The sequence below is a fragment of the Streptomyces sp. NPDC041970 genome, assembly GCF_055588985.1.
The window spans coordinates 60419-82240 of record NZ_JBVJCD010000017.1 but is presented as its reverse complement, the minus strand read 5'-3'; the positions used below and the strand labels follow the sequence as shown (position 1 = coordinate 82240).

Here is a 21822-nt window from a genome sequence, read left to right as displayed (position 1 = left end):
CGGCCCCGCTCCCGGCCCGCCGGTCCCGCCCCCGTCCGCGCCGCTCCCGACCCGCCGACCCCGTCCGCACCGGGCGCCCCGTCCGCACCGGGCGTCACCCCACCGCGCACACCGGGTCCTGCTCGTCGAAGGCCCCCCGCCAGAAGCGGTACGCGTCGTACCCGCAGTACCGCTGCGTCTCCTCGACGCCCAGGCCGCCTAGCAGCGCGTCGATCGCGTCGAAGAACGCCGCGTTCACGCCGGGGATCCACAGCAGGGCGAACACCGCGATCAGCCCGTACGGCGCGATCGGCTCCACCTGGCGGCGTATGCGGTACGGGAGCCAGGGCTCGACCACCCCGTAGCCGTCCAGGCCCGGAATCGGCAGGGAGTTCAGGATCGCCGCCGTGACCTGGAGCATCGCGAGGAACGCCAGCGCGTACTGGAAGGCGGGGGGCACCCCGTCGAGCGCGTCCAGCCAGAACGGGGCCGTGCACACCAGGGCGAACGCCACGTTCGTCAGCGGGCCCGCGGCCGAGATCAGGCTGTGCTGCCACCGGGCGCGGACGCGCCCCCGCTCGATGTAGACCGCGCCGCCCGGCAGCCCGATCCCGCCCATGACCAGGAAGAGGACGGGCAGCACGACGCTGAGCAGGGCGTGGGTGTACTTGAGCGGGTTGAGCGTGAGATAGCCCTTCGCCCCCACCGAGACGTCCCCGCTGTGCAGCGCGGTGCGGGCGTGCGCGTACTCGTGGAGGCAGAGCGAGACGACCCACGCCCCGGTGACGAACAGGAACACCGCGAACCCGGTCGCCCCGGCGAAACCCGTCCACACCGCCCAGCCCGCGACGGCCGTGACGGCGGCGATGCCGAGGAAGACCGGGCTGATCCTCCGGTCGCCGCGGGCGGCTGTGGTGGTCATCGGCACACGACTCCTGGGCTGGGGGCATACGAGGTGCTGTCCTGACGGCGGACCGCAGTGGTGATCGTACGGTCCGACAGGTCGGGAACGTCGGGGACCGGGGCCGGAGTTCCGCCCCGTCAACACCGCGCCCCGATCCTTCGCGGACAATGGGCCCGTGCGCTACTGCATCCTCGGCACCACACGGGCACTCCGCGACGACGGTACGGCCGTCGCCCTCGGCGGGGCCCGGCTGCGCGCCCTGCTCACCGTGCTGGCGCTGCGGCCCGGACGAACCGTGCCCGCCGGGGCGCTCGTCGACGAGGTGTGGGACGGCGACCCGCCCGCCGACGCGGCCGGAGCGCTCCAGGCCCTGGTCGGACGGTTGCGGCGGGCGCTGGGGCGGGCCGCCGTCGAGTCCGCGGAGGGCGGCTACCGGCTCGCCGCCCCGCCGGACGCCGTCGACCTGTACCGCTTCGAGCGCCTGGCGGGGGCGGGCAGCCGGGCCCTGGACGCGGGCGACGCCGCAGGGGCCCTCGCCTCCCTCGACCAGGCCCTGGAGCTGTGGGCCGGGCCCGCGCTCGCCGACCTCCCCGACCGCGCGGCCGCCGCGCTCCGCTGGGAGGCCCGCGGGAGCGAGGCGCGGCGGACCAGGCTCGCCGCCCTCCTCGCCCTCGGGCGGCCCGAGGCGGCGCTGCCGGAGCTGACCGCGCTCAGCGCGGACCACCCGCTCGACGAACCGCTCCAGGCCCTGCGCATCACGGCCCTGCGGGACGCCGGGCGCACGGCCCAGGCGCTGGCCGCCTACGAGGAGGTGCGCGTCGTCCTCGCCGACCGCCTGGGCACGGCCCCCGGCCCGGCGCTGCGCGCCCTGCACGCCGACCTGCTCCGCCAGGGGGAACCGGAGCGGGGTGAGCGCCCGGCCGGGCCCGCGCCGTGCGCCCCGCCGCCCGCCGCGTCGGGCGGAGCGCCCCTTCCGCCCCCGCGCGGGAACCTCCGAGCCCGGCCCACCAGCTTCGTCGGGCGGGGCGCCGAGATCGCCGCGCTCCGCGAGGACCTGGCCCGAACCCGGCTCGTCACCCTGCTCGGCCCCGGCGGCGCGGGGAAGACGCGGCTGTCGCAGGAGGTGGCGGAGGCAGCCGCCGAGGCGTGGCCCGACGGCGTCTGGATGGCCGAACTGGCCCCCGTGGACGCCCCGGACGCCGTGCCCGAGGCGGTGCTGGGCGCGCTCGGCGCCCGCCAGACCGTCCTGCGCGGGGCCGGCGCCGAGGAGCTGCGCTCCGCCGACCGCGGCGGCGACGACCCCCTCGTACGCCTCACCGAGCACTGCGCCCCCCGGCGGATGCTGCTGCTCCTGGACAACTGCGAACACGTCGTCGGGGCGGCCGCCGCCCTCGTCGACCACCTGCTGGCCCACTGCCCGCGGCTCACCGTCCTCGCGACCAGCCGCGAACCCCTCAACGTGCCGGGCGAGTCCGTCCGCCCCGTCGACCCGCTCCCCGACCCGATGGCGCTGCGCCTGCTCGCGGAGCGCGGGGCCGCCGCCCGGCCCGGTTTCCGCGTCGACGCCGACGAGGGGACGGCCGCCGCCTGCGCCGAGATATGCCGCCGCCTCGACGGGCTGCCCCTCGCCATCGAACTGGCCGCCGCCCGGCTGCGGTCGCTCGCCCCGCGCCAGATCGCCGACCGGCTCGACGACCGCTTCCGCCTCCTCACCAACGGCAGCCGGACCGTGCTGCCCCGCCAGCAGACCCTGCGCGCCGTCGTCGACTGGTCCTGGGAGCTGCTGGACGCCCCCGAGCGGGCCGTCCTGCGCCGCCTGGCCGCCTTCGCGGGCGGCTGCGGGCTCACCGCCGCCGAGGAGGTCTGCGCGCTGCCCGCCGCGGGGGACGGCCCGGCGGTGGACCCCCGCGACGTCGCCGCCCTGCTCGGGTCCCTGGTCGACAAGTCGCTCGTCGTCGCCGCGCCCGGCGACGACGGGGAGATGCGCTACCGCCTGCTGGAGACGGTCGGGGAGTACGCCGCCGAGCGCCTCGACGAGGCCGCCGAACGGGAGGCGGTCGAGCGGCGCCATCTGGTCCACTACCGCGAACTGGCCCGCACCACCGACCCGAAGCTGCGCGGCGCCGGGCAGCGGGAGGCCATCGCGCTCTTCGGCCGGGAGTACGAGAACCTGCGCTCCGCGCTGCGCCACGCCGTCGCCGCGCGCGACGAGCACGAAGCGCTCTGCCTGGTGCTCTCGCTGTCCTGGTACTGGACCATGCGCGACCTGCGCGCGGACGCCCGCCAGTGGGCTCGGGACGCAGCCTCGCTCGGCCCCGACCCGTTCGCCCCGCCCGGCGTCCGGGCCCCCGCGCTGCTGGAGCGGGCCACGGACCGGCCCCCGCCCATGGCCCCCGACCAACTGGCCGAGGCCCGGCGCGGGGTGGCCCTGATCCACCTGGCCAACACCGAGCACGGGGCGGACGCGTGGTCGTCCCCCGCCGGGCAGGAGCGCCTGCGCGCCATCACCCGGACCTACCGGGCCGGGCAGCCGCAGACCTGCCGCACCCCCGGTTCGCTGTGGATGTACGCGGTCCTGCTGACCGGGAAGGTCGACGACGTCCGCGAGCTGCTGGACGAGACGGTCCGGGCCTCGCGGGCGTACGGCGACGCGTGGGAGCTGGGCTCCGCGCTCCTGATGCGGGCCAACGTCCTCACCAGCCGCCCCGACTGGGCCGGCGAGGCCCTGGCCGACGCCGACGAGAGCCTGGCGCTCTTCCTCCGGCTCGGCGACGACTGGGGGGCCGCCGAATCCCTCTCGGCGCGCGGCGAGGCGAACGAGCGCCGCGGCCGCTACACCGCGGCCGCCGAGGACTACCTGGCCGCCGTCGGCCACGCCCGGCGGCTCGGGGCGCAGGCGCAGGTGGCGCTGTTGCGCTCCCGGTACGCCGGGGTGCTCACCGAACTCGACCGCTTCGACGAGGCCGAGGCCATCCTGCGCGACGTCATCGACGCCGGGCGGTACACGAGCCTGGACGCCGCGACGACCGCCCGGCTCTTCCTCGGCTTCCTGCTGGGGCGCACCGGGCGCACCGCGGAGGCGCGCCAACAACTGCTGCTCATGCGGGAGTTCAGCTCCCGCGCACTGGCCGTCTTCGACAGCTTCGTGCTCGGGGTGCTGGCCTGGCTGGACAACCTGGAGGGCGCGTACGCCTCCGCGCTGGACACCGCCCTGACGGTGCTGGGCCGCTCCCACGACCGGATGTCGGAGATGATGGCCCCGCAGATGGCCTCCATCCAGCTCATGACCATCGCGCGGGCCCTGGCGGGGCTGGAGGACGCCCCCGGCTCCGCCGAGGCCGCCGCCCGCCTGCTCGGCCTCCAGGCGGTGCTCCTGCCCGCCGGGCACGTGCCGACCGCGATGGAGCGCCGGAACCTGGCGGACGCCGAGCGGGCCTGCCGCGCCCGGCTGGGGGACGCGGAGTACACGGCGGCGTACGCGGAGGGCGGCGGCCTCACGGTCGAGCGGGCCACCGCCCTGGCGGAGTCGTACCGCCGCCCGCCGCCTCGGTGACCGCGGCGGTCAGGACGCCTTGCGGAACCTGGCCACCGCCGGGGGAGCCGCCAGCAGCGTGATGCCGACGGCCCAGGCGAGCGTCGTCCAGACCGGCTGCGCGACCGGGCCGCCCATCATCAGACCCCGCACCGCGTCCGCCAGGTTGGACAGGGGGTTGTAGTCGGTGAAGGTCTGGAGCCAGCCCGGCATCGTCTGCGGCGGGGCGAAGATGGAGGAGCCGAACTGCAGGGGCATCAGCACGAGCATCCCCGTCCCCTGGACCGCCTGGGCCGTCTTCAGGCTCAGCCCGAGCAGGATGAAGATCCACATGATGGCGGCGGCGAACACCGCCGACAGGGCGACCGCCCCCAGGAGCCCGGCCACCGACGTCCCCAGCTCCATGCCGAGGGCGAAGCCCATCGCCAGCAGGATGAGCGTGGCGACCGCCATCCGGCCCAGCTCGACCGTGATCTTGGCGATGAGCACCGAGGAGCGGGCGATGGGCATCGTGCGGAACCGGTCCATGACGCCCTTGCGGAAGTCGTCGTTGACGCCGGTGCCGACGGCCATGGAGATGTTCATGCCCATCATCGCCATCAACCCCGGCACCAGGTAGTTCAGGTAGTCCTGCCGGTCGCCGCCGAGGCTGCCGCCGACCGACCCGCCGAAGACGTACACGAACAGCAGCGTGAAGACGATCGGCATCAGCAGGACGTCGAACATCGACTCCGGGTCCTTCTTGATCTGGAGCAGGTTGCGCCGGACCAGGGCCCCGATGTGCCGCAGCGTGGCGCGTGGTCCGATCCGGCCCTCGCCGGCCGCCGCCGGGGCGGTCGCGGGGACGGGGGACAGGGTGGTGGTGCTCATACGGCGACCTCCTGGGGAGCGGGGGCGGAGTAGGCGGCGGCCCGGTCGCCGGTGATCGCGAGGAACACCTCGTCCAGGCTGGGCAGGTCGGTGGAGACATGGGCGAGGGAGAAGCCCCGCGCCCCCAGCAGCCCGATGACGGCGGTCAGTTGCTGGTCGCTGAGGATGGGCACGGACAGCACGTCCTCGTGCGGGAGGGCCTGCGCCCCGGCGATCCCGTCGAGCCCCGCCTCCCGCAGCGCCCGCGCCATCGCGGGCAGCTCGGCCGGGTCCGAGGGCCGGATCCGCAGGGTGCGGCCGCCGACCTTCGCCTTCAGCTCGTCGACCCCGCCGTGCGCGATGACCTTCCCCCGGTCGATCACCGTGAGCTCCCGCGCGAGCTGTTCGGCCTCCTCCATGTACTGGGTGGTCAGCAGCACGGTCGCGCCGTCGGCGACCATCCGCCGCACCTCCTCCCAGACCTCGTTGCGGGTCCGGGGGTCGAGCCCGGTCGTCGGCTCGTCCAGGTAGAGCACGGCGGGACTGCCGATCATCGAGGCGGCCAGGTCGAGCCGGCGGCGCATACCGCCGGAGTACTCCGCGCAGGCCCGCCGGGCGGCCTCGGTGAGCGAGAACCGCTCCAGCAGCTCGTCGGCGCGCGCCCGCGCCCGCTTGCGGGGCAGGTCGAGCAGCCGCCCGATCATGTAGAGGTTCTCCCAGCCGGACAGCTTCTCGTCGACCGAGGCGTACTGCCCGGTCAGGCCGATGACCCGGCGCAGTTGGCGCGGCTGGCGCACCACGTCGAAGCCCGCGACGACGGCGTGGCCGGCGTCGGGGGCGACCAGCGTGGACAGGCAGCGGACGAGGGTGGTCTTGCCCGCGCCGTTGGGGCCGAGGACGCCGAGGACGGTGCCCTCGCGGACGTCGAGGTCCACGCCGTCCAGCGCCCTGGTCCCGCCGTAGTGCTTGACCAGCCCGCGGACCTCGACGGCGTTCCGGCCGTGCGCGGGGTTCTTGTCGATTCGCGTCATGCCCTCAGCAGACCAGCGCCCGCCGACAGCGCGCCGACAAGCGGCCGACAGCCCGCCGACGGGAGTGTCGGCGGGCTGTCGGGAAGAACCGGAAGGGTGCGCCGGCTCAGTGGAAGGTGTGCTCCGGCGCCGGGAACGTGCCCCCGACGACCTCCTGCGCGAACTCCTTCGCCGCGTCCCCGAGCACCTGGCGCAGGTTCGCGTACTGCTTGGTGAAGCGCGGGACCTTGCCGCCGGTCAGCCCGACCATGTCGGTGTAGACCAGCACCTGTGCGTCGGTCGCGGAACCGGCGCCGATGCCGACGGTCGGGATGTGCAGCGTACGGGTGACCTCGGCGGCCAGCTCGGCGGGCACCAGCTCCAGCACGACGGCGAACGCGCCCGCGTCCTGGACGGCCTTCGCGTCCCGCAGCAGTTGCTGGGCGGCCTCCTCGCCGCGGCCCTGGACCCGGTAGCCCATCGCGTTGACCGACTGCGGGGTCAGGCCGATGTGCCCCATGACCGGGATGCCGGACTCGACGAGGAGCCGGATCTGCGCGTGGGACCGCTCGCCGCCCTCCAGCTTGACCGCGCCGACGCCCGCCTCCTTGACCAGCCGGGTGGCGTTGCGCAACGCCTGCACGGGGCCCTCCTGGTACGAGCCGAAGGGCAGGTCGCCGACGATGAGGGCCCGCCTGGTGCCGCGGACGACGGCGGCGGACAGCATCGCCATCTCGTCCATCGTTACGGGCACGGTGGTCTCGTAACCGAGGTGGCAGTTGCCCATCGAGTCCCCGACGAGCATGACCGGAATCCCGGCCTCGTCGAAGACGGACGCGGTCATCGCGTCGTAGGCGGTGAGCATGGGCCACTTCTCGCCGCGCTCGGTGGCGGCGGCGATGTCGTGGACGGTGACGCGGCGGGTGGACTTCCCCCCGTACAGCGCTTTGCCGTTGCCGGCGGGGGCGCCGGCGGGGGAGGGCTGATTCTGCGCAGCCTGAAGCGACATGGCGAACGGCTCCTTCGTCATCTCGAGGCGCCCTGACGGCGTCCCCGGACCTCTTCCATGGTGGCATCCCGCCCCGGCGGTCGGGAAGTGGGTCCGCGCCACCGCTCCGCTCCGGGGCGCACCGGCCGGAGCCCCGGAGGCCGGGGCATGTGCTCGTTCTGTCACAAGGCCGCACGGTCGGGGCCGCGCAGGAACTCCGCGTCCCGGCCCGCTCGTCGTGCTGTGCGTACGGACACCGTCGGCGCGCCCGCGGGTCCGGGGGCCCGACCGGGGTGGGGCGGGGCGGAAAGCGGCGGGAAAGGCTCCGCTGATCCCCTAGGGTCGGGGGCGCGGCAAGGTGACGGTCGAGAGAAGTAAGGACAGGCGATGGTTCAGGCGTACGGAGCGGACACGGGCAACGGCAGCGCGGAGCGGCCGCAGCCCAGCGCGACCCGCTTCCGGGGCCTGTGGGACAGACTGAAACGGGACCGGGGGATCTGGCGGCGCGGGATCGTGCTGGCCCTCTGCTCGATGGCGCTGACCCTGCTGATGGGCGTCCACTCCCGGATCCCGAACCGGGTGGGGAACCTCGGCAGCCTCGTCGAGACGTTCCTGCCCTGGGTGGCGGTTTTCCTCCCGCTGCTGCTCCTCCTCGGCCTGCTGCGGCGCTCGGCGACCGCACTGGTCGCGCTGGTGCTGCCGGTCGCGGTCTGGCTCAACATGTTCGGCGGCCTCCTCACCGACAAGTCCGGGGCCGGCGGCGACCTCACCGTCGTCACCCACAACGTCAACGCGGACAACCCCGACCCCCGCGGCACCGCCCAGCAGGTCGCCGGCTCCGGCGCGGACGTGGTGGCCCTCCAGGAGCTTCCGGGCCGGCAGGTCTTCACGTACGAGAGGGCGCTGGCGGCCCGCTACCCGCACCACGCGGTGCAGGGCACCGTCGGCCTGTGGAGCAAGTACCCGCTGGCCGACACGCGCGAGGTGGACATCAAGATGGGCTGGACCCGCGCCATACGCTCCACGGTCCGCACGCCCCAGGGCGAGGTCGCGGTGTACGTGGCCCACCTGCCATCCGTCCGGGTGAAGCTGCACGCCGGGTTCACCGCCAACCAGCGCGACGACAGCGCCGACGCGCTCGGCGAGGCCATCAAGCGCGAGCGCGTCGAGCGCGTCGTCCTGCTCGGCGACCTGAACGGCACCATGAACGACCGTTCGCTGAGCGCGGTCAGCGCCCAGATGCGCTCCACCCAGGGCGCGGCGGGCGACGGCTTCGGGTTCAGTTGGCCCGCCTCGTTCCCGATGGCGCGGATCGACCAGATTTTGGTCAGGAACGTCGAGCCGAAGTCCTCCTGGACGCTGGCGGCGACCGACAGCGACCACCTGCCCATCGCCGCCCGCCTGGAGCTGTGAGCCGCCCGGCCCGGCGGGCGCAACGAGCCGTTCACCTGGCGGTGGGCGTCCCGGCATAAACGTCCGGCAGGATTTGTTCCAGTAACTTACATATGGCGTGAGCCGTTGCCCGGCGCCCTGTGCGCCCCGGCAGCGGCTCTCTGCCGTGCGCCCGCCCCCGTACCCCCGAAAGGTTCCTCCCCCATGCCCCTGGCCCTCCTCGCCCTGGCCGTGAGCGCCTTCGGCATAGGCACGACGGAGTTCGTCATGATGGGGTTGCTGCCCGACGTGGCGGACGACCTCGGCACCTCCGTCCCCACCGCCGGACACCTCGTGTCGGCCTACGCGATCGGCGTCGTCCTGGGCGCGCCCCTGCTCACCGCGGTCGGCTCCCGCGTCCCGCGCAAGCGGATGCTCCTACTCCTGATGGCGCTGTTCACCGTCGGCAACCTCGCCTCGGCGCTCGCCCCGGACTTCGGCTGGCTCGTCGCGGGCCGCTTCCTCGCCGGTCTGCCGCACGGCGCGTTCTTCGGCGTCGGCGCGGTCGTCGCCGCCCGGCTGGTCTCCGACGGCCGCCAGGGGCGCGCCGTGGCGACGATGTTCCTCGGCCTGACCGTCGCCAACATCGTCGGCGTCCCCGCGGCCACCCTGCTCGGCCAGCACCTCGGCTGGCGGGCGACCTTCCTCGTCGTCGCGGTGATCGGGCTGGTCGCCATGGCCGCCCTCGCCCGCCTGGTGCCGCAGGTCCCCGTCGACGCCCACCAGGACGTCCGCCGCGAGCTGCGCGCGCTCGGCGACCGCCAGGTGCTCCTCGGGCTGCTCACCGCCGTGTTCGGCTTCGCCGGGGTCTTCGCGGTCTACTCCTACCTCTCGGCCATGACCACGGAGGCGATGGGCTTCGGCTCCTCCTCCGTCACCCTCGTGCTGGCCCTCTTCGGCATCGGCATGACCCTCGGCGCGCTGGCGGCCGGCCCGCTCACCGACCGGGCGCTGCGCCCGACGCTGTACGGGTCGCTCGCCGCGCTCGCCGTGGTCCTGGCGGTCTTCCCGTTCGCCGCGCACGTGCGGTGGGCGGCGCTGGTGATGGTGGTGCTGCTGGGCGGCGTCGGCTTCATGACGACGACCCCGCTCCAGATGCTGGTGATGAACAAGGCCAAGGACGCCCCGACCCTGGCGTCCGCCTCCAACCACTCCGCGTTCAACCTGGCCAACGCGGGCGGCGCCTGGCTCGGCGGCCTGGCCATCGCCGCCGGCTGGGGGTGGACCTCCCCGGCGCTGGTCGGCGCGGTCCTCGCGGTGACCGGCCTGGCGGTGGCCCTCACGGCGGGCTACCTGGACCGCACGCCCGCGGGGGCCTCGCGGGTGGTCGCGGGAGGCCCCGGCGCCCCGGCCGCCGAGCCGGCCGCGTCGGACCGGGTCGGCGTCCGGGAGTAGAGCGGCCACCGCGCGCCGCGGTGACCGCTCCCTCCACCGGGACGACACGCGCACCGGGCGGCGTGCGCGCCGAGGCGGCGTGCCCGCGCGGGGATGCGCGCGCGTCAGACGGCGTACGCGCCGAGGAGCGCCCGCGCACCGGGGCGGCGTACGTCGTCAGGCGGCGTGCGCGCCCCTCGGCGTGCGCGCCCGGCGGTGTGCGCTCCCCTCGGCGTGCGCCTCAGGGGGACTCGCGCCACCGGTTGGTGATCGGCAGCCGGCGGTCCTTCCCGAACCCCTTCGGCGAGATCTTCGTGCCCGGCGGGTACTGCCGCCGCTTGTACTCCGCGGTGTCCACCATCCGCAGCGTCTTCGCCACCAGCTCCGCGTCGAAACCGGCCGCCACGATGGCGTCCAGGCCCTGGTCGCGGTCGACGTACAGCTCCAGGATCGCGTCCAGGACGTCGTAGTCCGGCAGCGAGTCCGTGTCGACCTGCCCCGGCCGCAGCTCCGCGCTCGGCGGCTTGGTGATCGACGCCTCCGGGATCGGCGGGGTCTGCCCCCGCTCCTCGGCGGCCCGGTTGCGCCACTTCGCCAGCCGGAAGACCGACGACTTGTAGACGTCCTTGATCGGCCCGTACGCGCCGACCGCGTCCCCGTAGAGGGTGGAGTAGCCGACCGCCAGCTCGGACTTGTTGCCCGGCGCCAGCACGATCTGCCCCTCCTGGTTGGACAGGGACATCAGCATCATGCCGCGCAGCCGTGCCTGGAGGTTCTCCTCGGCCAGCCCGGTCAACTCCAACGACTCCATGTACGCGTCGAACATCGGCTCGATCGGCAGGGTGCGGTAGTTGAGCCCCGTACGCCGCGCCAGCTCGGCCGCGTCGCCCTTGGAGTGGTCCGAGGAGTACTTCGACGGCATCGAGACGCCGTACACGTTCCGCGCGCCGAGCGCGTCGCACGCGATGGCCGCGCAGAGCGCCGAGTCGATCCCCCCGGACAGGCCGAGCAGGACGCTGCTGAAGCCGTTCTTCGCGGCGTACGCGCGCAACCCGACGACCAGCGCGGAGTAGACCTCCTCGTCGTCGTCCAGCCGCTCCGCGTACCCGCCCGCCAACTCGGGCTCGTACGCCTCCAGGGGCTCCTGCGACAGGACCACGTGGTCGATGCGCAGCCCGTCCTCCACGACGCCCGCGGGCGGCTCGGGGGAGGCGGCCGGGAGCTCCAGGTCGAGGATGACGCTGCCCTCGGAGAACTGCGGGGCGCGGGCGATGACCTCGCCCTCCTTGTCGACCACGATCGAGTCGCCGTCGAAGACCAGCTCGTCCTGCCCGCCGATCATCGCCAGGTAGGCGGTGGTGCAGCCGGCCTCGCGGGCCCGCCTGCGGACCAGTTCGAGGCGGGTGTCGTCCTTGTCCCGCTCGTACGGCGAGGCGTTGATCGACAGCAGCAGCCCGGCGCCGGCGGCGCGCGCGGCCGGCACGCGCCCGCCGTCCTGCCACAGGTCCTCGCAGATCGCGAGGGCCACGTCGATGCCGTGGACGCGCACGACGGGCATCGAGTCGCCCGGCACGAAGTACCGGAACTCGTCGAACACCCCGTAGTTCGGCAGGTGGTGCTTGGCGAAGTTCAGCGCGATCCCGCCGCGGTGCAGCACGGCGGCCGCGTTGCGGGGCGAGCCGGCGGGCTGGCCGTAGCGCGCCGCGGAGTGCTCGGAGCGGTCCAGGTAGCCGACGACGACCGGCAGCTCGCCGAAGCCCTCCGCGTCGAGCCGGGCGGCGAGCGCGCGCAGCGCCTGACGCGAGGCCTCGACGAAGGACGACCGCAGGGCCAGGTCCTCGACGGGGTATCCGGTCAGCACCATCTCGGGGAACGCCACCATATGGGCGCCCTGCTCGGCGGCGTGCCGGGTCCAGTGGACGATCGCCTCCGCGTTGCCGGCGAGATCGCCGACGGTGGAGTCGATCTGATTCAGTGCGAGGCGTAGTTGAGGCACGCCGCCCAGTGTAATCGTCTCTCTGACGCAATGCCGGGGTGGGCCGGGCGGAAGCGGCCCCGGCGCCCCGAACGCGCAGGTCATCGCGCGGGTGGCCGGGACGGCCGTCGCGCGGGGCGGGTGCGTGTACGGCAGGGTCGTACGCGCATCGGCGTACGGCTCCCGCGTACGGCACCGGCGTGCGGCTCCGGCGTGCGGCACCGGCGTGCGGATCCCGCGCACGGCACCGGCGCACGGCTCCCGCGTGCCGCTCCGGCGCCCCGCCACCGGAGCGGCCGGGGAGCCGGGCGGGCCTGCGGGCGTGGGGCGGGTCCGCAGGCGTGGGGCGGGTCCGCCGGGCGGCCTGCGGGCGCGAGGCGGGTGAGCCGGGCGGGCCCGCGCGGGAAGACTCGGCCTGGTGGGCCCGCGCGGGATGGCAGCCGGGTGGGTCGGCCGGGCGGGTCAGCCTGGCGGGTCCGCGCGGAAGGTTCAGCCTGGCGGGTCGGCCGCGGGTGGGGCGCCGGGCCGGTCAGCCGCGGGAGTAGACCTGGCCGACCCAGGCCGCGATCTGCTCCTCGGTGAGGTGCCGTGCGAGATCAGCCTCGCTGATCATGCCGATCAGCTTCTTGTTCTCGACGACGGGCAGGCGGCGGATGCGGTGGGTCTGCATCTCCTCCAGGACCGCGTCCACGTCCGCGTCCGCCTCGATCCAGCGCGGAGTGCCCTGCGCGAGCTCGCCCGCCGTCACCTTCGACGGGTCGTGGCCCCGCGCCACGCACTCGATCACGATGTCGCGGTCGGTGATGATGCCGACCATCCGGTCCTGGTCGCCGTCGGCGGAGACGGGCAGTGCGCCCAGGTCGTGCTCGCGCATCAACTGCGCAGCCCGGTCGAGCGTCTCGTGCGCCGGAATCCAACGGGCTCCGCTGTTCATGATGTCTCTGGCGGTCGTCATGGGGAATTTCCTCCTGCGTGCCGATGGCACTGCGTACGGCCCCGAGCGACACCCATCGTCATCGGCCCGACCGGGCCGCGCGACCACAAGCACCCATTCGGGTGGGGGAGGGGCGGATTGACGGGTGGGCGGGCGGACGGGCGTGGACCGGCGTACGCCCGCTACCGAGGCCAACCGGTCCGCGCGCGCCGGTCGTGGCGGGGGCGCGGAGCCTCGGCGACATCCGGTGCCGGGGCGGGGTGGGCGGGCGTGGACCGGCGTACGCCCGCGACCGAGGCCCGCCGGTCGTGGCGGGGCGCGGAGCCTCGGCGGCGTCCGGAACCGGCGCGCGGTGGGCGTACGCCGACCGCGCGGGCACCGGTCGACGCCGCCGTACGCCGACCGCGCGGGCTGCGGTTGACGCCTCGGACGTGGTCCGGCCGCAGCCCCAGGGGCCCGACGGCCTCTACCGGGGCTTCGCCCCGCGTGCGGCGAGCATGTCCCGCATCAGGCCCAGCTCGGACTGCTGGCCCTCGACCATGCTCCGGGCGAGCCGCTTCTGCGCCGGGATTCCGCACAGCGACACGCAGCCCTCCGCCATGGCGACGCCGCCCCGGTGGTGGTCGGTCATGAGCTGGAGGAAGAAGACCTCCGCCCGCCGCCCGTCGAGCCGCCCCAGCAGCTCCAGCTCGGACCGGGAGGCCATGCCCGGCATCAGGACGCCGTCGGCCCCGCCCGTAAGGTGCCCCGCGTGGTCCTCGTGCCCCTCGGCGCCGGCCATCCACGCCATCGGCTTCCCGTCGTCGGGGGCGACCTTCGGCAGCCCCCACAGGTCGAGCCGGCCGAGCAACATGCCGCGCTGGTTGGCCTGCGTGTTGGCGATGTCGTAGGCGAGCCGCCGCACGTCCTCGTCCCCGGTGCGGTCGCGGACGACGAACGACATCTCCACGGCCTGCTGGTGGTGGACCGCCATGTCCCGCGCGAACCCGGCGTCCGCTGACCCCGCCGTCGGGACGCCCGACGCCTCCCCGCCTCCCGTGCCGCCCCCGGCGGAGGCGACGGCGGCCGCCCCCGCGAAGACCAGCGCGAGGGCCACGGCGGTCCCGGCGGCCCACCGGGTGCGCCGGGTCCTGCGCCGCTCCTCGTCCCCGTACGCGCCGTCGTGATCCGCGCCGTCGTGCTCCGGGGCCGCCGTCACCGCGCCACCGTCGCCAGGCCGCCGGTGCACGGTGCGCCGGGCTCGGGCGTCTGCGGGCCCTGTACGTACTGCGCGAGGAACCGGTCCACCCGCTCGTCGTCGGCGCCGTCCACGGTGACCTGCGCGCCCCAGGCGCTGAGCACGATCGCCCCTTCCTGGCCCGCGTACGGGCTCATCAGGGAGAACGGTGTGGCCTCGACCCGCCGGGCCAGCGCGGCGACGTCCGCCTTCGACGCCTTGTCGTTGTACGTGATCCAGACCGCGCCGTGCTCCAGGGAGTGCACGGCGTTGACGTCCGGGACGGCCTCGCCGTACACGTCGCCGTCGCAGTCCATCCACGCCTGGGCGTGGTCGCCGCCCACCGGGGGCCTCATCGGGTAGTCCACCGGGCCGGCCACGTGGGCGCGGCCCAGCTTCGCGGCGTCCCAGCTCCGCAGCCCTTCGACGGCCCCGCCGGTCTCCGCCTCCCCGCCGCCCGGCTGCTTGGCGTCCTGCGCCGCGGAGGCGTCGGCGCGCTTCTCGTCCCCCTGGTACCTCTCCAGCAGCGCGTACGAGCCGAACGCGAGGAGACCGGCCACGACGGCGGCCCCCACCCCGATGGCGACGGCCCGGTTGCGCTGGGCGCGGGCACGGGTGTCCGGGGCGGGCGGCCGGGGGTGCCGGGGATCGAAGCTCATGCGGGGCGAGTCCTTCTGCCGGGGCGGGGAAAAGGGGCGGGCGGTCCGTGGAGCGGGGTGCGGCGACCGGCGGGATCGAAGGGGCACAGCCCCGCCCGCCGTGGTCGCCGATGGTAGTGGGTGGCCACGTGCTCCCCCTCCCGCGGAGTGCGTAATCTGGGGGAAATCCCGAGTGGTGATACTGGCAGTGTCCCCCTACCCCGGACGGTGGTGCACGGGCCGTCTGAACTGCAAGGATGTGGCAATGGACAAGCAGCAGGAATTCGTCCTCAGGACCCTTGAGGAGCGCGACATCCGCTTCGTGCGGCTGTGGTTCACCGACGTCCTCGGGTTCCTCAAGTCCGTCGCCGTCGCTCCGGCCGAGCTGGAACAGGCCTTCGACGAGGGGATCGGCTTCGACGGCTCGGCGATCGAGGGCTTCGCCCGCGTCTACGAGTCGGACATGATCGCCAAGCCCGATCCGGGCACCTTCCAGATCCTGCCCTGGCGCGCGGAAGCCCCCGGCACCGCGCGGATGTTCTGCGACATCCTGATGCCGGACGGCTCGCCGTCCTTCGCGGACCCGCGGTACGTGCTCAAGCGCATCCTCGCCAAGACCTCGGACCTGGGCTTCACGTTCTACACCCACCCCGAGATCGAGTTCTTCCTGCTGAAGAACAAGCCGGTCGACGGCACCCGCCCGACCCCGGCGGACAGCTCCGGCTACTTCGACCACACCCCGCAGAACGTCGGCATGGACTTCCGCCGCCAGGCGATCACGATGCTGGAATCCATGGGCATCTCGGTCGAGTTCAGCCACCACGAGGGCGCCCCCGGCCAGCAGGAGATCGACCTGCGCTACGCGGACGCGCTCTCCACGGCGGACAACATCATGACGTTCCGTCTGGTGATGAAGCAGGTGGCGCTGGAGCAGGGCGTGCAGGCCACGTTCATGCCGAAGCCGTTCTCGGAGTATCCGGGTTCGGGGATGCACACCCACCTCTCGCTCTTCGAGGGCGACCGCAACGCCTTCTACGAGTCGGGCGCCGAGTACCAGCTCTCCAAGGTCGGCCGCTCCTTCATCGCCGGCCTGCTCACCCACGCCGCGGAGATCTCCGCCGTCACCAACCAGTGGGTCAACTCCTACAAGCGCATCTGGGGCGGCTCCTCCCGCGCGGCGGGCGCGGGCGGCGAGGCCCCCTCGTACATCTGCTGGGGCCACAACAACCGCTCCGCGCTCATCCGCGTCCCCATGTACAAGCCCGGCAAGACCGGCTCGGCCCGCGTCGAGGTCCGCTCCATCGACTCCGGCGCCAACCCGTACCTCACCTACGCGGTCCTGCTGGCCGCGGGCCTCAAGGGCATCGAGGAGGGCTACGAACTCCCGGCCGGCGCCGACGACGACGTCTGGGCCCTCTCGGACGCCGAACGCCGGGCGATGGGCATCGAACCCCTCCCGCAGAACCTGGGCGAGGCGATCTCGCTGATGGAGAAGAGCGAACTGGTCGCCGAGACGCTGGGCGAGCACGTCTTCGACTTCTTCCTCCGCAACAAGAAGCAGGAGTGGGAGGAGTACCGCAGCGAGGTCACGGCCTTCGAGCTGAAGGCACTGCTGCCGGTGCTGTAGCCGCAGCTCGGAGAACGAGGTACGGGCGGGCCGCCCGGTTCAACCGAAGCGACCCGCCTGCAATTATGGTCTGCTCTGGTGACCTTCGCTGCGAGTAGGTGAAGCGGGCCATCGCCCACGCGGGTGGGCGGGCCGGGAGGATGTGGATGGGAAGAGGGCGATGCGCCGCCATATCCGCGGCTCTGGGTCTGGCCTTGACTCTGGGCGGGTGTTCCACGGCCGGCACGACAGCCGTGGACACTGCCGGGTTGCCGGGTGTCTGGACCGGGAGTGGCGGCGGCCGGGTCGAGTTCCAAGCCGACGGGCGGTTCAGCATGAGGGGGATTCCCGCCGAGTCCGTCGGCTTCACCTGGAGCGAGCCGCGATACGGTGCGACCCGAGTGTCGGGTACGGGAACCTGGGCGCGGGATCCCGTCGACGAGGCGACCCTGATCCTGAATGTCGACGCCGGCGGCTCGTTCCAGGACAGCGAGGTCGCCTCCCTCATGGTCGCGGAGGACGGTTCGCCCCAGGTGCTCTTCTTCAGCACGAACGTCGACAAGCCGTACGGCTACGAGATCAGGAAGAAGAGCCCATAGCCCTTCCGGACGCCTCGCTACAGGCTCCGGACCGAGGCCTTCCGGTCCGGGCCTGAGTCGGGCGCGGGCACGTGGCAGGGGGTCCAGCCGGAGGGTCTGGTCGGCCCGTTGCCATCCGGCTTGCCGCTTGCGATGCCGGTGCTGGAGGGGGACGCCCTGACCTCGCGTTCGGGCCCGGCGGTCGTGCGCCGCTGGGTCTGTTCCGTCTTCCGGCTGTGGGCGTCCGGTGTGCCTGGTGGGCCTCGCGGCCCCGATGCGAGTCGGGGCCGCGAGGTCGTGCGGGGTGGGATCAGGAAGGGGGGATTTCGGCGCGCGGCTCTCTGGTCGCGGTGTCGGGGCTTCGGGAGGAGGGGAGGGCGGGCGGGCCGGTTTCGCCGTTGTTCAGCGCGAGGGGGGCGCTGATGTCCTCATCGATGTCCGGCACGTTCTGGATCGTGGCGATGAGGTTGCCGATGGCTGAGCCCAAGTGCTCGCTCCTCCAGCGCAGGACGCCTTGCAGCCTCATGAGCGCCGCGGTCAGCTCGGTGTCGCCGGCCCGTTCGGCGTTCTCGATGAGCAGCACCAGGTCCTCCTGGATGGTCTCGTCTCGCGGGAGGTCGGGGACCTCCGCATCGCGGGTGGCGAGGCACCGGGCGATGTAGGCCAACTGGTCGAGCCCCTCGTACTCGCCCCGCTCCACCGCCCCCTGCCCCCACACGACGTAACCGATCATCCAGGCGTGCAGGGAGAAGAGCCAGTTCCTCGCCTGCCGCCGCGCCTCCGTCATCTTCTCCCCCAGAACCTGGGGGCCGAGATGCCGAGCCGCGGTGACACCCGCCGCGACGGCGAAGGTCGCGCCGCTGAAGGCCAGGGCGTCATCGAAGGACTGGCCGAAGCCCAGGTAACTCGTCGCCATGGTCGCCAGCCCGGTGGCCACCGAGTTCACCGCGTCCTGGAGCAGCCGATAGCGCTCGACACGGCCTTCGTCCGACATGCCGTGGAGGATCTCGTTGGCCATCTCCACGCGCAGGGCCTCTTCCGCGTCGGACGGCCCACGCGCTTCGATCAGGAGCCCGTAGGTGGCCACGGAGAAGCGCTTGCCGAACAGGGCTGCCTGCTCGGGGCCGGGCGTGAGCCCTGCGAGGGCGAGGGCTTCGCTCCCCTTCGCCGTCTCAGCCGTCCGCTGGCCCCAGAGGCCGAGGCGCCTGAAGAACGTGGTGTTCATCCCGTGCCGCCACTCCGGGAAGCGGACCCCGTGGGTGACGCTCTCCTGGAACCTGCGCCGCACCCCCCTGATGAGTCCGCGGCTGCGCTCCTCCGGAATCTCCACGTAGTCCATCTCGTCGCACAGCAGCCTGGCTGCCTGAGCGATGGCGGGTGGGATCGGGTCGTCCCGTCTGCGGCCCGGACGGAGGGCTTCGACAGTTGCTCGATATCTGATGTCGGCCAATAAGGAACGCTGGTGAAACACGCGCTTCGCGCGGGTGAATCCGCGATAGGCGCCTGTACCGGTGCGTCCGGCCTCCCCCAAGGTAACCATGGGCCGACAGGTTAGTGACGTACGCCACTTGAGTGCCAATCGGTTGACCGGTGGTTCGCTCGGGCGTGTTCTCCCGACCGGACCCGCCTCCGCCTTCTGACGGGCGCGGGCCCGGTCAGGGAAGTGCGCCGGTGGTCAGACCGGCGGGGTGCCCGGAGGGGACGGGGTCGGGGGCGGGTGGGGGAGGGGCGGGCCCTGGTCGGGCGGGGTGCGGGGCGGGCCGCTGCCGTGGCGGCCGTCGTTCAGCACCTTGCGGGCCGTCAGGCCGTAGACGCCGAACGGGGGGAAGAGGTCGACGCGGCGCGGGTAGTCGCCCTCCGCGCACTCCGCGCAGAGCAGGTCGCGGCCGCCGGGCGTGTGTCGGGCGGCGGTGACCGGGGCGTTCCAGCACGCCTCGCAGACGCGGACGTCCGTGGCGGTGAGCGGGATCATCGGGGCCTCCCCGACGGTGCGGGTAAGCCGTGGCGGGTGGTGCGCATGGGCGCCTCCGTCGTCGGTGGATGGGTGGCGTACGGCCCGGCCGCGCCTCCGGGGCGTCGGCGGCCGGGGGCGGGGGCCGGGGGGAGAAGCCGGGGGTGGGGAGCCGTCAGGGGGCAGGGGCGGGCCCGGTCGGCTTCGGGCCGGTGGGGAGGGGGCGGGTCCGGGGGCGCGTACGGGGCTTGGCGGTCCCGTGCGGGCGACCGGGCGTACGGGGCTTGGCGGTCCCGTGCGGGCGTCCGGGCGTTCGGACCGCGCCGGCGGGGGTAGCCGGGGTGGGGGCCGTGCTTCACCTGCGGGCTTCCCGCCAGGCGCGGACGAGCTTCGTGGCGTCGGGGCAGTTCGCGCCCGTGCGGCAGGCGGGGCATGTCATCGTGTGGCCGAGCAGGGCGCGGTACGCCGCGTCGGGGGAATCGGTCGTGGTCACGTTCGCCTCTCTGTTGATCTCGGCCCAGACGAATTCGGAGGTGCGGGTGAGGGTGTGTCCGTAGCGGTCCGCCGTGGCCAGGGCGGCGAGGACGGCTGTGTGCGCGGTGGCGCTGAACTCCGCGGGAACGTCCGCCTCCACGCGGAAGGCGTCCCGGTCGGCGATCACCCGCGGCTCGGTGCCCATGGCGGCGCTGAGCATCCCGGCCAGCGCCGCGAACCGCGCTTGTGCAGAGCGCACACTTCTCCCCTGATGGACCGAATGTCACTCCATGTAATGCTGAATATTCAGCTTCAACCTGATGGGTTAGCTTTGTCAACACCGACGCTCACATCGACGTCCGACCCACGGAGCTGCTCTGATGCCACGTGACAAGTCGTTCCTGCAGGTGGCCGACGCTCTGCGAGCCCGCGTGCGGGCCGGGGAATGGGCGGTCGGGGAGAAGCTGCCGTCCCGAGCACGGTTCGCCGAGGAGTACGGCGTCGGCCAGTCCGTCGCCCAGCGGGCCATGGAGCGCCTGATCATCGAGGGCATCCTCGAAGGCCGCGCCGGATCGGGCACGTACGTCCGCCAGGCCCGCGAGCGCCGCCGCATGGTCCGCTCGCGCCACCGGGAGGATCGCGGCGGCAGCCCGTTCGCCCGCGCCATGAACGAGCACGACTACGAGGCCGACTGGGAGTGCCACAGCACCGCCCGCGTCCCCGCGCCGGCGGACGTCGCCGAACGGCTGGCGATCGAGCCCGGCGACCTCTGCGTCATGACCGACTACGAGTTCCTCGCCGACGGGCTGCCCGTCCAGATCTCCAAGAGCTGGGAGCCCATGGCCATCACCGGCGGCACCCCCGCCCTGCTCCCCGAGATGGGGCCGCAGGGCAGGATCGGCGTCGTCGAGCGGATGCGGTCCATCGGCGTGTTCATCGCCACCGCCCTCGAAGTGCCGCGCCCGGCCCGTGCGACGCGGGAGCACGCGAACCTGCTCGGCATCTCCGTGGGCGACCTGGTCACCCTGGTGGAGCGCACGTACTACGACCGGGAGGGCCGCCCGGTGGAGACGGCCGACATCATCGTGCCGGACATCCGCTGGGAGATCGCGTACGAGATCCCCGTCGAGCAGCCCGACGCGTGACCCCGGAGCCCGCCGCGCCCGCGCCCCCTCCCGGCCCGACCGGGGGCCGGGGCGTCGGGCCGGGCCGGGAGCCGCCTGCCCAGGGGCCGCCCCCGCGAGCCGTGGCGGCGCCGGCCGCCGACCGCGCCCCGTACCGCCCCCGCGCGGTGTTGTAAGGTGACGACCCCCTCGTACCGAGGGACCGACCGAGGAGGTGAGACCCATTACCGCTGTATCAGGCTGGGTGCTCGCCTCGCATGATCGCGTCGAAGGGCCGGCGGCAGCCGACCGGACGGCATGAAGCGATCGGGGAGCGCCCATCGGGCTCCTCCGAAAGGCTTCTCCTCCATGTCGGTCCACTCTCCGGCTCCCCACCTCCCGCACTCCCTCGCCTCCACCGCCGACGCCCTGCGCCGCGCGGGCTGCGTCTTCGCCGAGGACGAGGCCCGGCTCCTCCACGAGGCCGCCGCCTCCCCGGCCGAGCTGGCCGCCCTGATCCGCCGCCGGGCCTCCGGGTTCCCGCTGGAACACGTCGTGGGCTGGGCCGAGTTCTGCGGCCGCCGCTTCTCCGTGGACGCCGGCGTCTTCGTCCCCCGCCGCCGTACGGAGTTCCTGGTGCGGCAGGCCGCCGCCCTCGCCCCCGACCGGGCCGTCGTCGTCGACCTCTGCTGCGGCTCGGGCGCGCTCGGCGTCGCCCTCGCCACCGCCGTGGACCGGGCCGAACTCCACGCCTGCGACGTCGAGCCCGCCGCCGTGCGCTGTGCCCGCCGCAACGTCGGCGGGCTCGGGCGCGTCCACCGGGGCGACCTGTTCGCCCCGCTCCCCGCCGAACTGCGCGGCCGGGTCGACGTGCTGCTGGCCAACGTCCCCTACGTCCCCACCGCCGACGTCGCCCTCCTCCCCGCCGAGGCCCGCGTCCACGAACCGCTCGTCGCCCTCGACGGCGGCGGCGACGGCCTCGACGTCATGCGCCGGGTCGCCGCCGAGGCCCCGCACTGGCTCGCGCCCGGCGGCAGCCTCCTCATGGAGGCCGGCGAGCGGCAGCGGGAGACGGCGGTGGACATCCTGCGCTCCGCCGGACTGAGCGCGCGCGTCGAGGTCTGCGAGGAGCTGTACGCCACCGTCGTCATCGGCACGGCGGGGCCGGGCCCGCGCCGCCCCGACCGCCGGGCGGACGCCACCCCCACTCCGGACCCGCCCGCGCGGGACTAGGCTCGGGAGGGCTGTGACGCGGCGACGCGGCAACGCACCCAGGGACA

18 protein-coding genes are annotated in these 21822 nt (G+C 74.0%); 7 read left to right on the top strand and 11 right to left on the bottom strand.

The window, feature by feature from the left end; genetic code table 11:
- Positions 1–94: 94 nt before the first annotated feature.
- Positions 95–901, bottom strand: a complete 807-nt coding sequence (locus ACZ6EJ_RS11950; protein WP_469266508.1) for a site-2 protease family protein — start codon at positions 899–901, stop codon at positions 95–97.
- A gap of 157 nt (positions 902–1058) precedes the next feature.
- On the opposite strand from ACZ6EJ_RS11950, the gene ACZ6EJ_RS11945 reads away from it, so the two are divergent.
- Entirely contained in the window at positions 1059–4436 is a 3378-nt protein-coding gene (locus ACZ6EJ_RS11945) for an AfsR/SARP family transcriptional regulator (RefSeq protein WP_469266507.1), read from the top strand.
- Between the two features lie 9 nt (positions 4437–4445).
- On the opposite strand, the gene ACZ6EJ_RS11940 is transcribed toward ACZ6EJ_RS11945, so the two are convergent.
- The 3 genes from ACZ6EJ_RS11940 to panB form a co-directional block, all read right to left on the bottom strand.
- Entirely contained in the window at positions 4446–5285 is an 840-nt protein-coding gene (locus ACZ6EJ_RS11940) for an ABC transporter permease (protein ID WP_469266506.1), read from the bottom strand.
- Entirely contained in the window at positions 5282–6295 is a 1014-nt protein-coding gene (locus tag ACZ6EJ_RS11935; RefSeq protein WP_469266505.1) for an ATP-binding cassette domain-containing protein, read from the bottom strand. The genes ACZ6EJ_RS11940 and ACZ6EJ_RS11935 overlap by 4 nt, the downstream gene beginning before the upstream one ends.
- A gap of 106 nt (positions 6296–6401) precedes the next feature.
- Positions 6402–7283, bottom strand: coding sequence for a 3-methyl-2-oxobutanoate hydroxymethyltransferase (gene panB / locus ACZ6EJ_RS11930; RefSeq protein WP_469266504.1), 882 nt, complete (start codon positions 7281–7283; stop codon positions 6402–6404).
- 366 nt (positions 7284–7649) lie between these two features.
- On the opposite strand from panB, the gene ACZ6EJ_RS11925 reads away from it, so the two are divergent.
- Both ACZ6EJ_RS11925 and ACZ6EJ_RS11920 read left to right on the top strand, forming a co-directional pair.
- Positions 7650–8675, top strand: coding sequence for an endonuclease/exonuclease/phosphatase family protein (locus tag ACZ6EJ_RS11925; RefSeq protein WP_469266502.1), 1026 nt, complete (start codon positions 7650–7652; stop codon positions 8673–8675).
- A gap of 183 nt (positions 8676–8858) precedes the next feature.
- A complete protein-coding gene (locus ACZ6EJ_RS11920) occupies positions 8859–10088 on the top strand; it encodes an MFS transporter (RefSeq protein WP_469266501.1) in 1230 nt (409 codons plus the stop codon).
- A gap of 220 nt (positions 10089–10308) precedes the next feature.
- Here ACZ6EJ_RS11920 and ACZ6EJ_RS11915 read toward each other — a convergent pair whose 3' ends face one another.
- The 4 genes from ACZ6EJ_RS11915 to ACZ6EJ_RS11900 form a co-directional block, all read right to left on the bottom strand.
- The gene (locus ACZ6EJ_RS11915) at positions 10309–12063 is read right to left on the bottom strand and encodes an NAD+ synthase (RefSeq protein ID WP_469266500.1); all 1755 of its coding nucleotides are present in this window, start codon (positions 12061–12063) and stop codon (positions 10309–10311) included.
- Positions 12064–12571: 508 nt separating this feature from the next.
- Complete coding sequence (locus ACZ6EJ_RS11910; RefSeq protein WP_469266498.1) at positions 12572–12997, bottom strand: CBS domain-containing protein; 426 nt, start codon at positions 12995–12997, stop codon at positions 12572–12574.
- 445 nt (positions 12998–13442) lie between these two features.
- Entirely contained in the window at positions 13443–14174 is a 732-nt protein-coding gene (locus ACZ6EJ_RS11905; RefSeq protein ID WP_469266496.1) for a DUF305 domain-containing protein, read from the bottom strand.
- The gene (locus tag ACZ6EJ_RS11900) at positions 14171–14851 is read right to left on the bottom strand and encodes a DUF3105 domain-containing protein (protein ID WP_469266495.1); all 681 of its coding nucleotides are present in this window, start codon (positions 14849–14851) and stop codon (positions 14171–14173) included. The genes ACZ6EJ_RS11905 and ACZ6EJ_RS11900 overlap by 4 nt, the downstream gene beginning before the upstream one ends.
- A gap of 244 nt (positions 14852–15095) precedes the next feature.
- Here ACZ6EJ_RS11900 and glnA point away from each other — a divergent pair, with 244 nt between their 5' ends.
- Together glnA and ACZ6EJ_RS11890 are read left to right on the top strand one after the other, a co-directional pair.
- Entirely contained in the window at positions 15096–16457 is a 1362-nt protein-coding gene (gene glnA / locus ACZ6EJ_RS11895; protein WP_469266493.1) for a type I glutamate--ammonia ligase, read from the top strand.
- 380 nt (positions 16458–16837) lie between these two features.
- The gene (locus ACZ6EJ_RS11890) at positions 16838–17035 is read left to right on the top strand and encodes a hypothetical protein (protein WP_469266492.1); all 198 of its coding nucleotides are present in this window, start codon (positions 16838–16840) and stop codon (positions 17033–17035) included.
- A 289-nt stretch (positions 17036–17324) separates the two neighbouring features.
- On the opposite strand, the gene ACZ6EJ_RS11885 is transcribed toward ACZ6EJ_RS11890, so the two are convergent.
- The 3 genes from ACZ6EJ_RS11885 to ACZ6EJ_RS11875 form a co-directional block, all read right to left on the bottom strand.
- Positions 17325–18464: a hypothetical protein gene (locus tag ACZ6EJ_RS11885; protein ID WP_469266491.1), complete on the bottom strand. Its 1140-nt coding sequence runs from the start codon at positions 18462–18464 to the stop codon at positions 17325–17327.
- A 225-nt stretch (positions 18465–18689) separates the two neighbouring features.
- Positions 18690–18986, bottom strand: a complete 297-nt coding sequence (locus tag ACZ6EJ_RS11880) for a hypothetical protein (RefSeq protein ID WP_469266489.1) — start codon at positions 18984–18986, stop codon at positions 18690–18692.
- A 334-nt stretch (positions 18987–19320) separates the two neighbouring features.
- On the bottom strand, positions 19321–19659 hold the full coding sequence (locus ACZ6EJ_RS11875; RefSeq protein WP_469266540.1) for a hypothetical protein: 339 nt from the start codon (positions 19657–19659) through the stop codon (positions 19321–19323).
- Between the two features lie 160 nt (positions 19660–19819).
- On the opposite strand from ACZ6EJ_RS11875, the gene ACZ6EJ_RS11870 reads away from it, so the two are divergent.
- Positions 19820–20584 carry a GntR family transcriptional regulator gene (locus tag ACZ6EJ_RS11870; RefSeq protein WP_469266488.1) on the top strand — a complete coding sequence of 255 codons (765 nt, stop codon included), beginning with the start codon at positions 19820–19822 and terminating at the stop codon, positions 20582–20584.
- 327 nt (positions 20585–20911) lie between these two features.
- Complete coding sequence (locus ACZ6EJ_RS11865; protein ID WP_469266486.1) at positions 20912–21775, top strand: putative protein N(5)-glutamine methyltransferase; 864 nt, start codon at positions 20912–20914, stop codon at positions 21773–21775.
- The last annotated feature ends 47 nt before the right edge of the window (positions 21776–21822 follow it).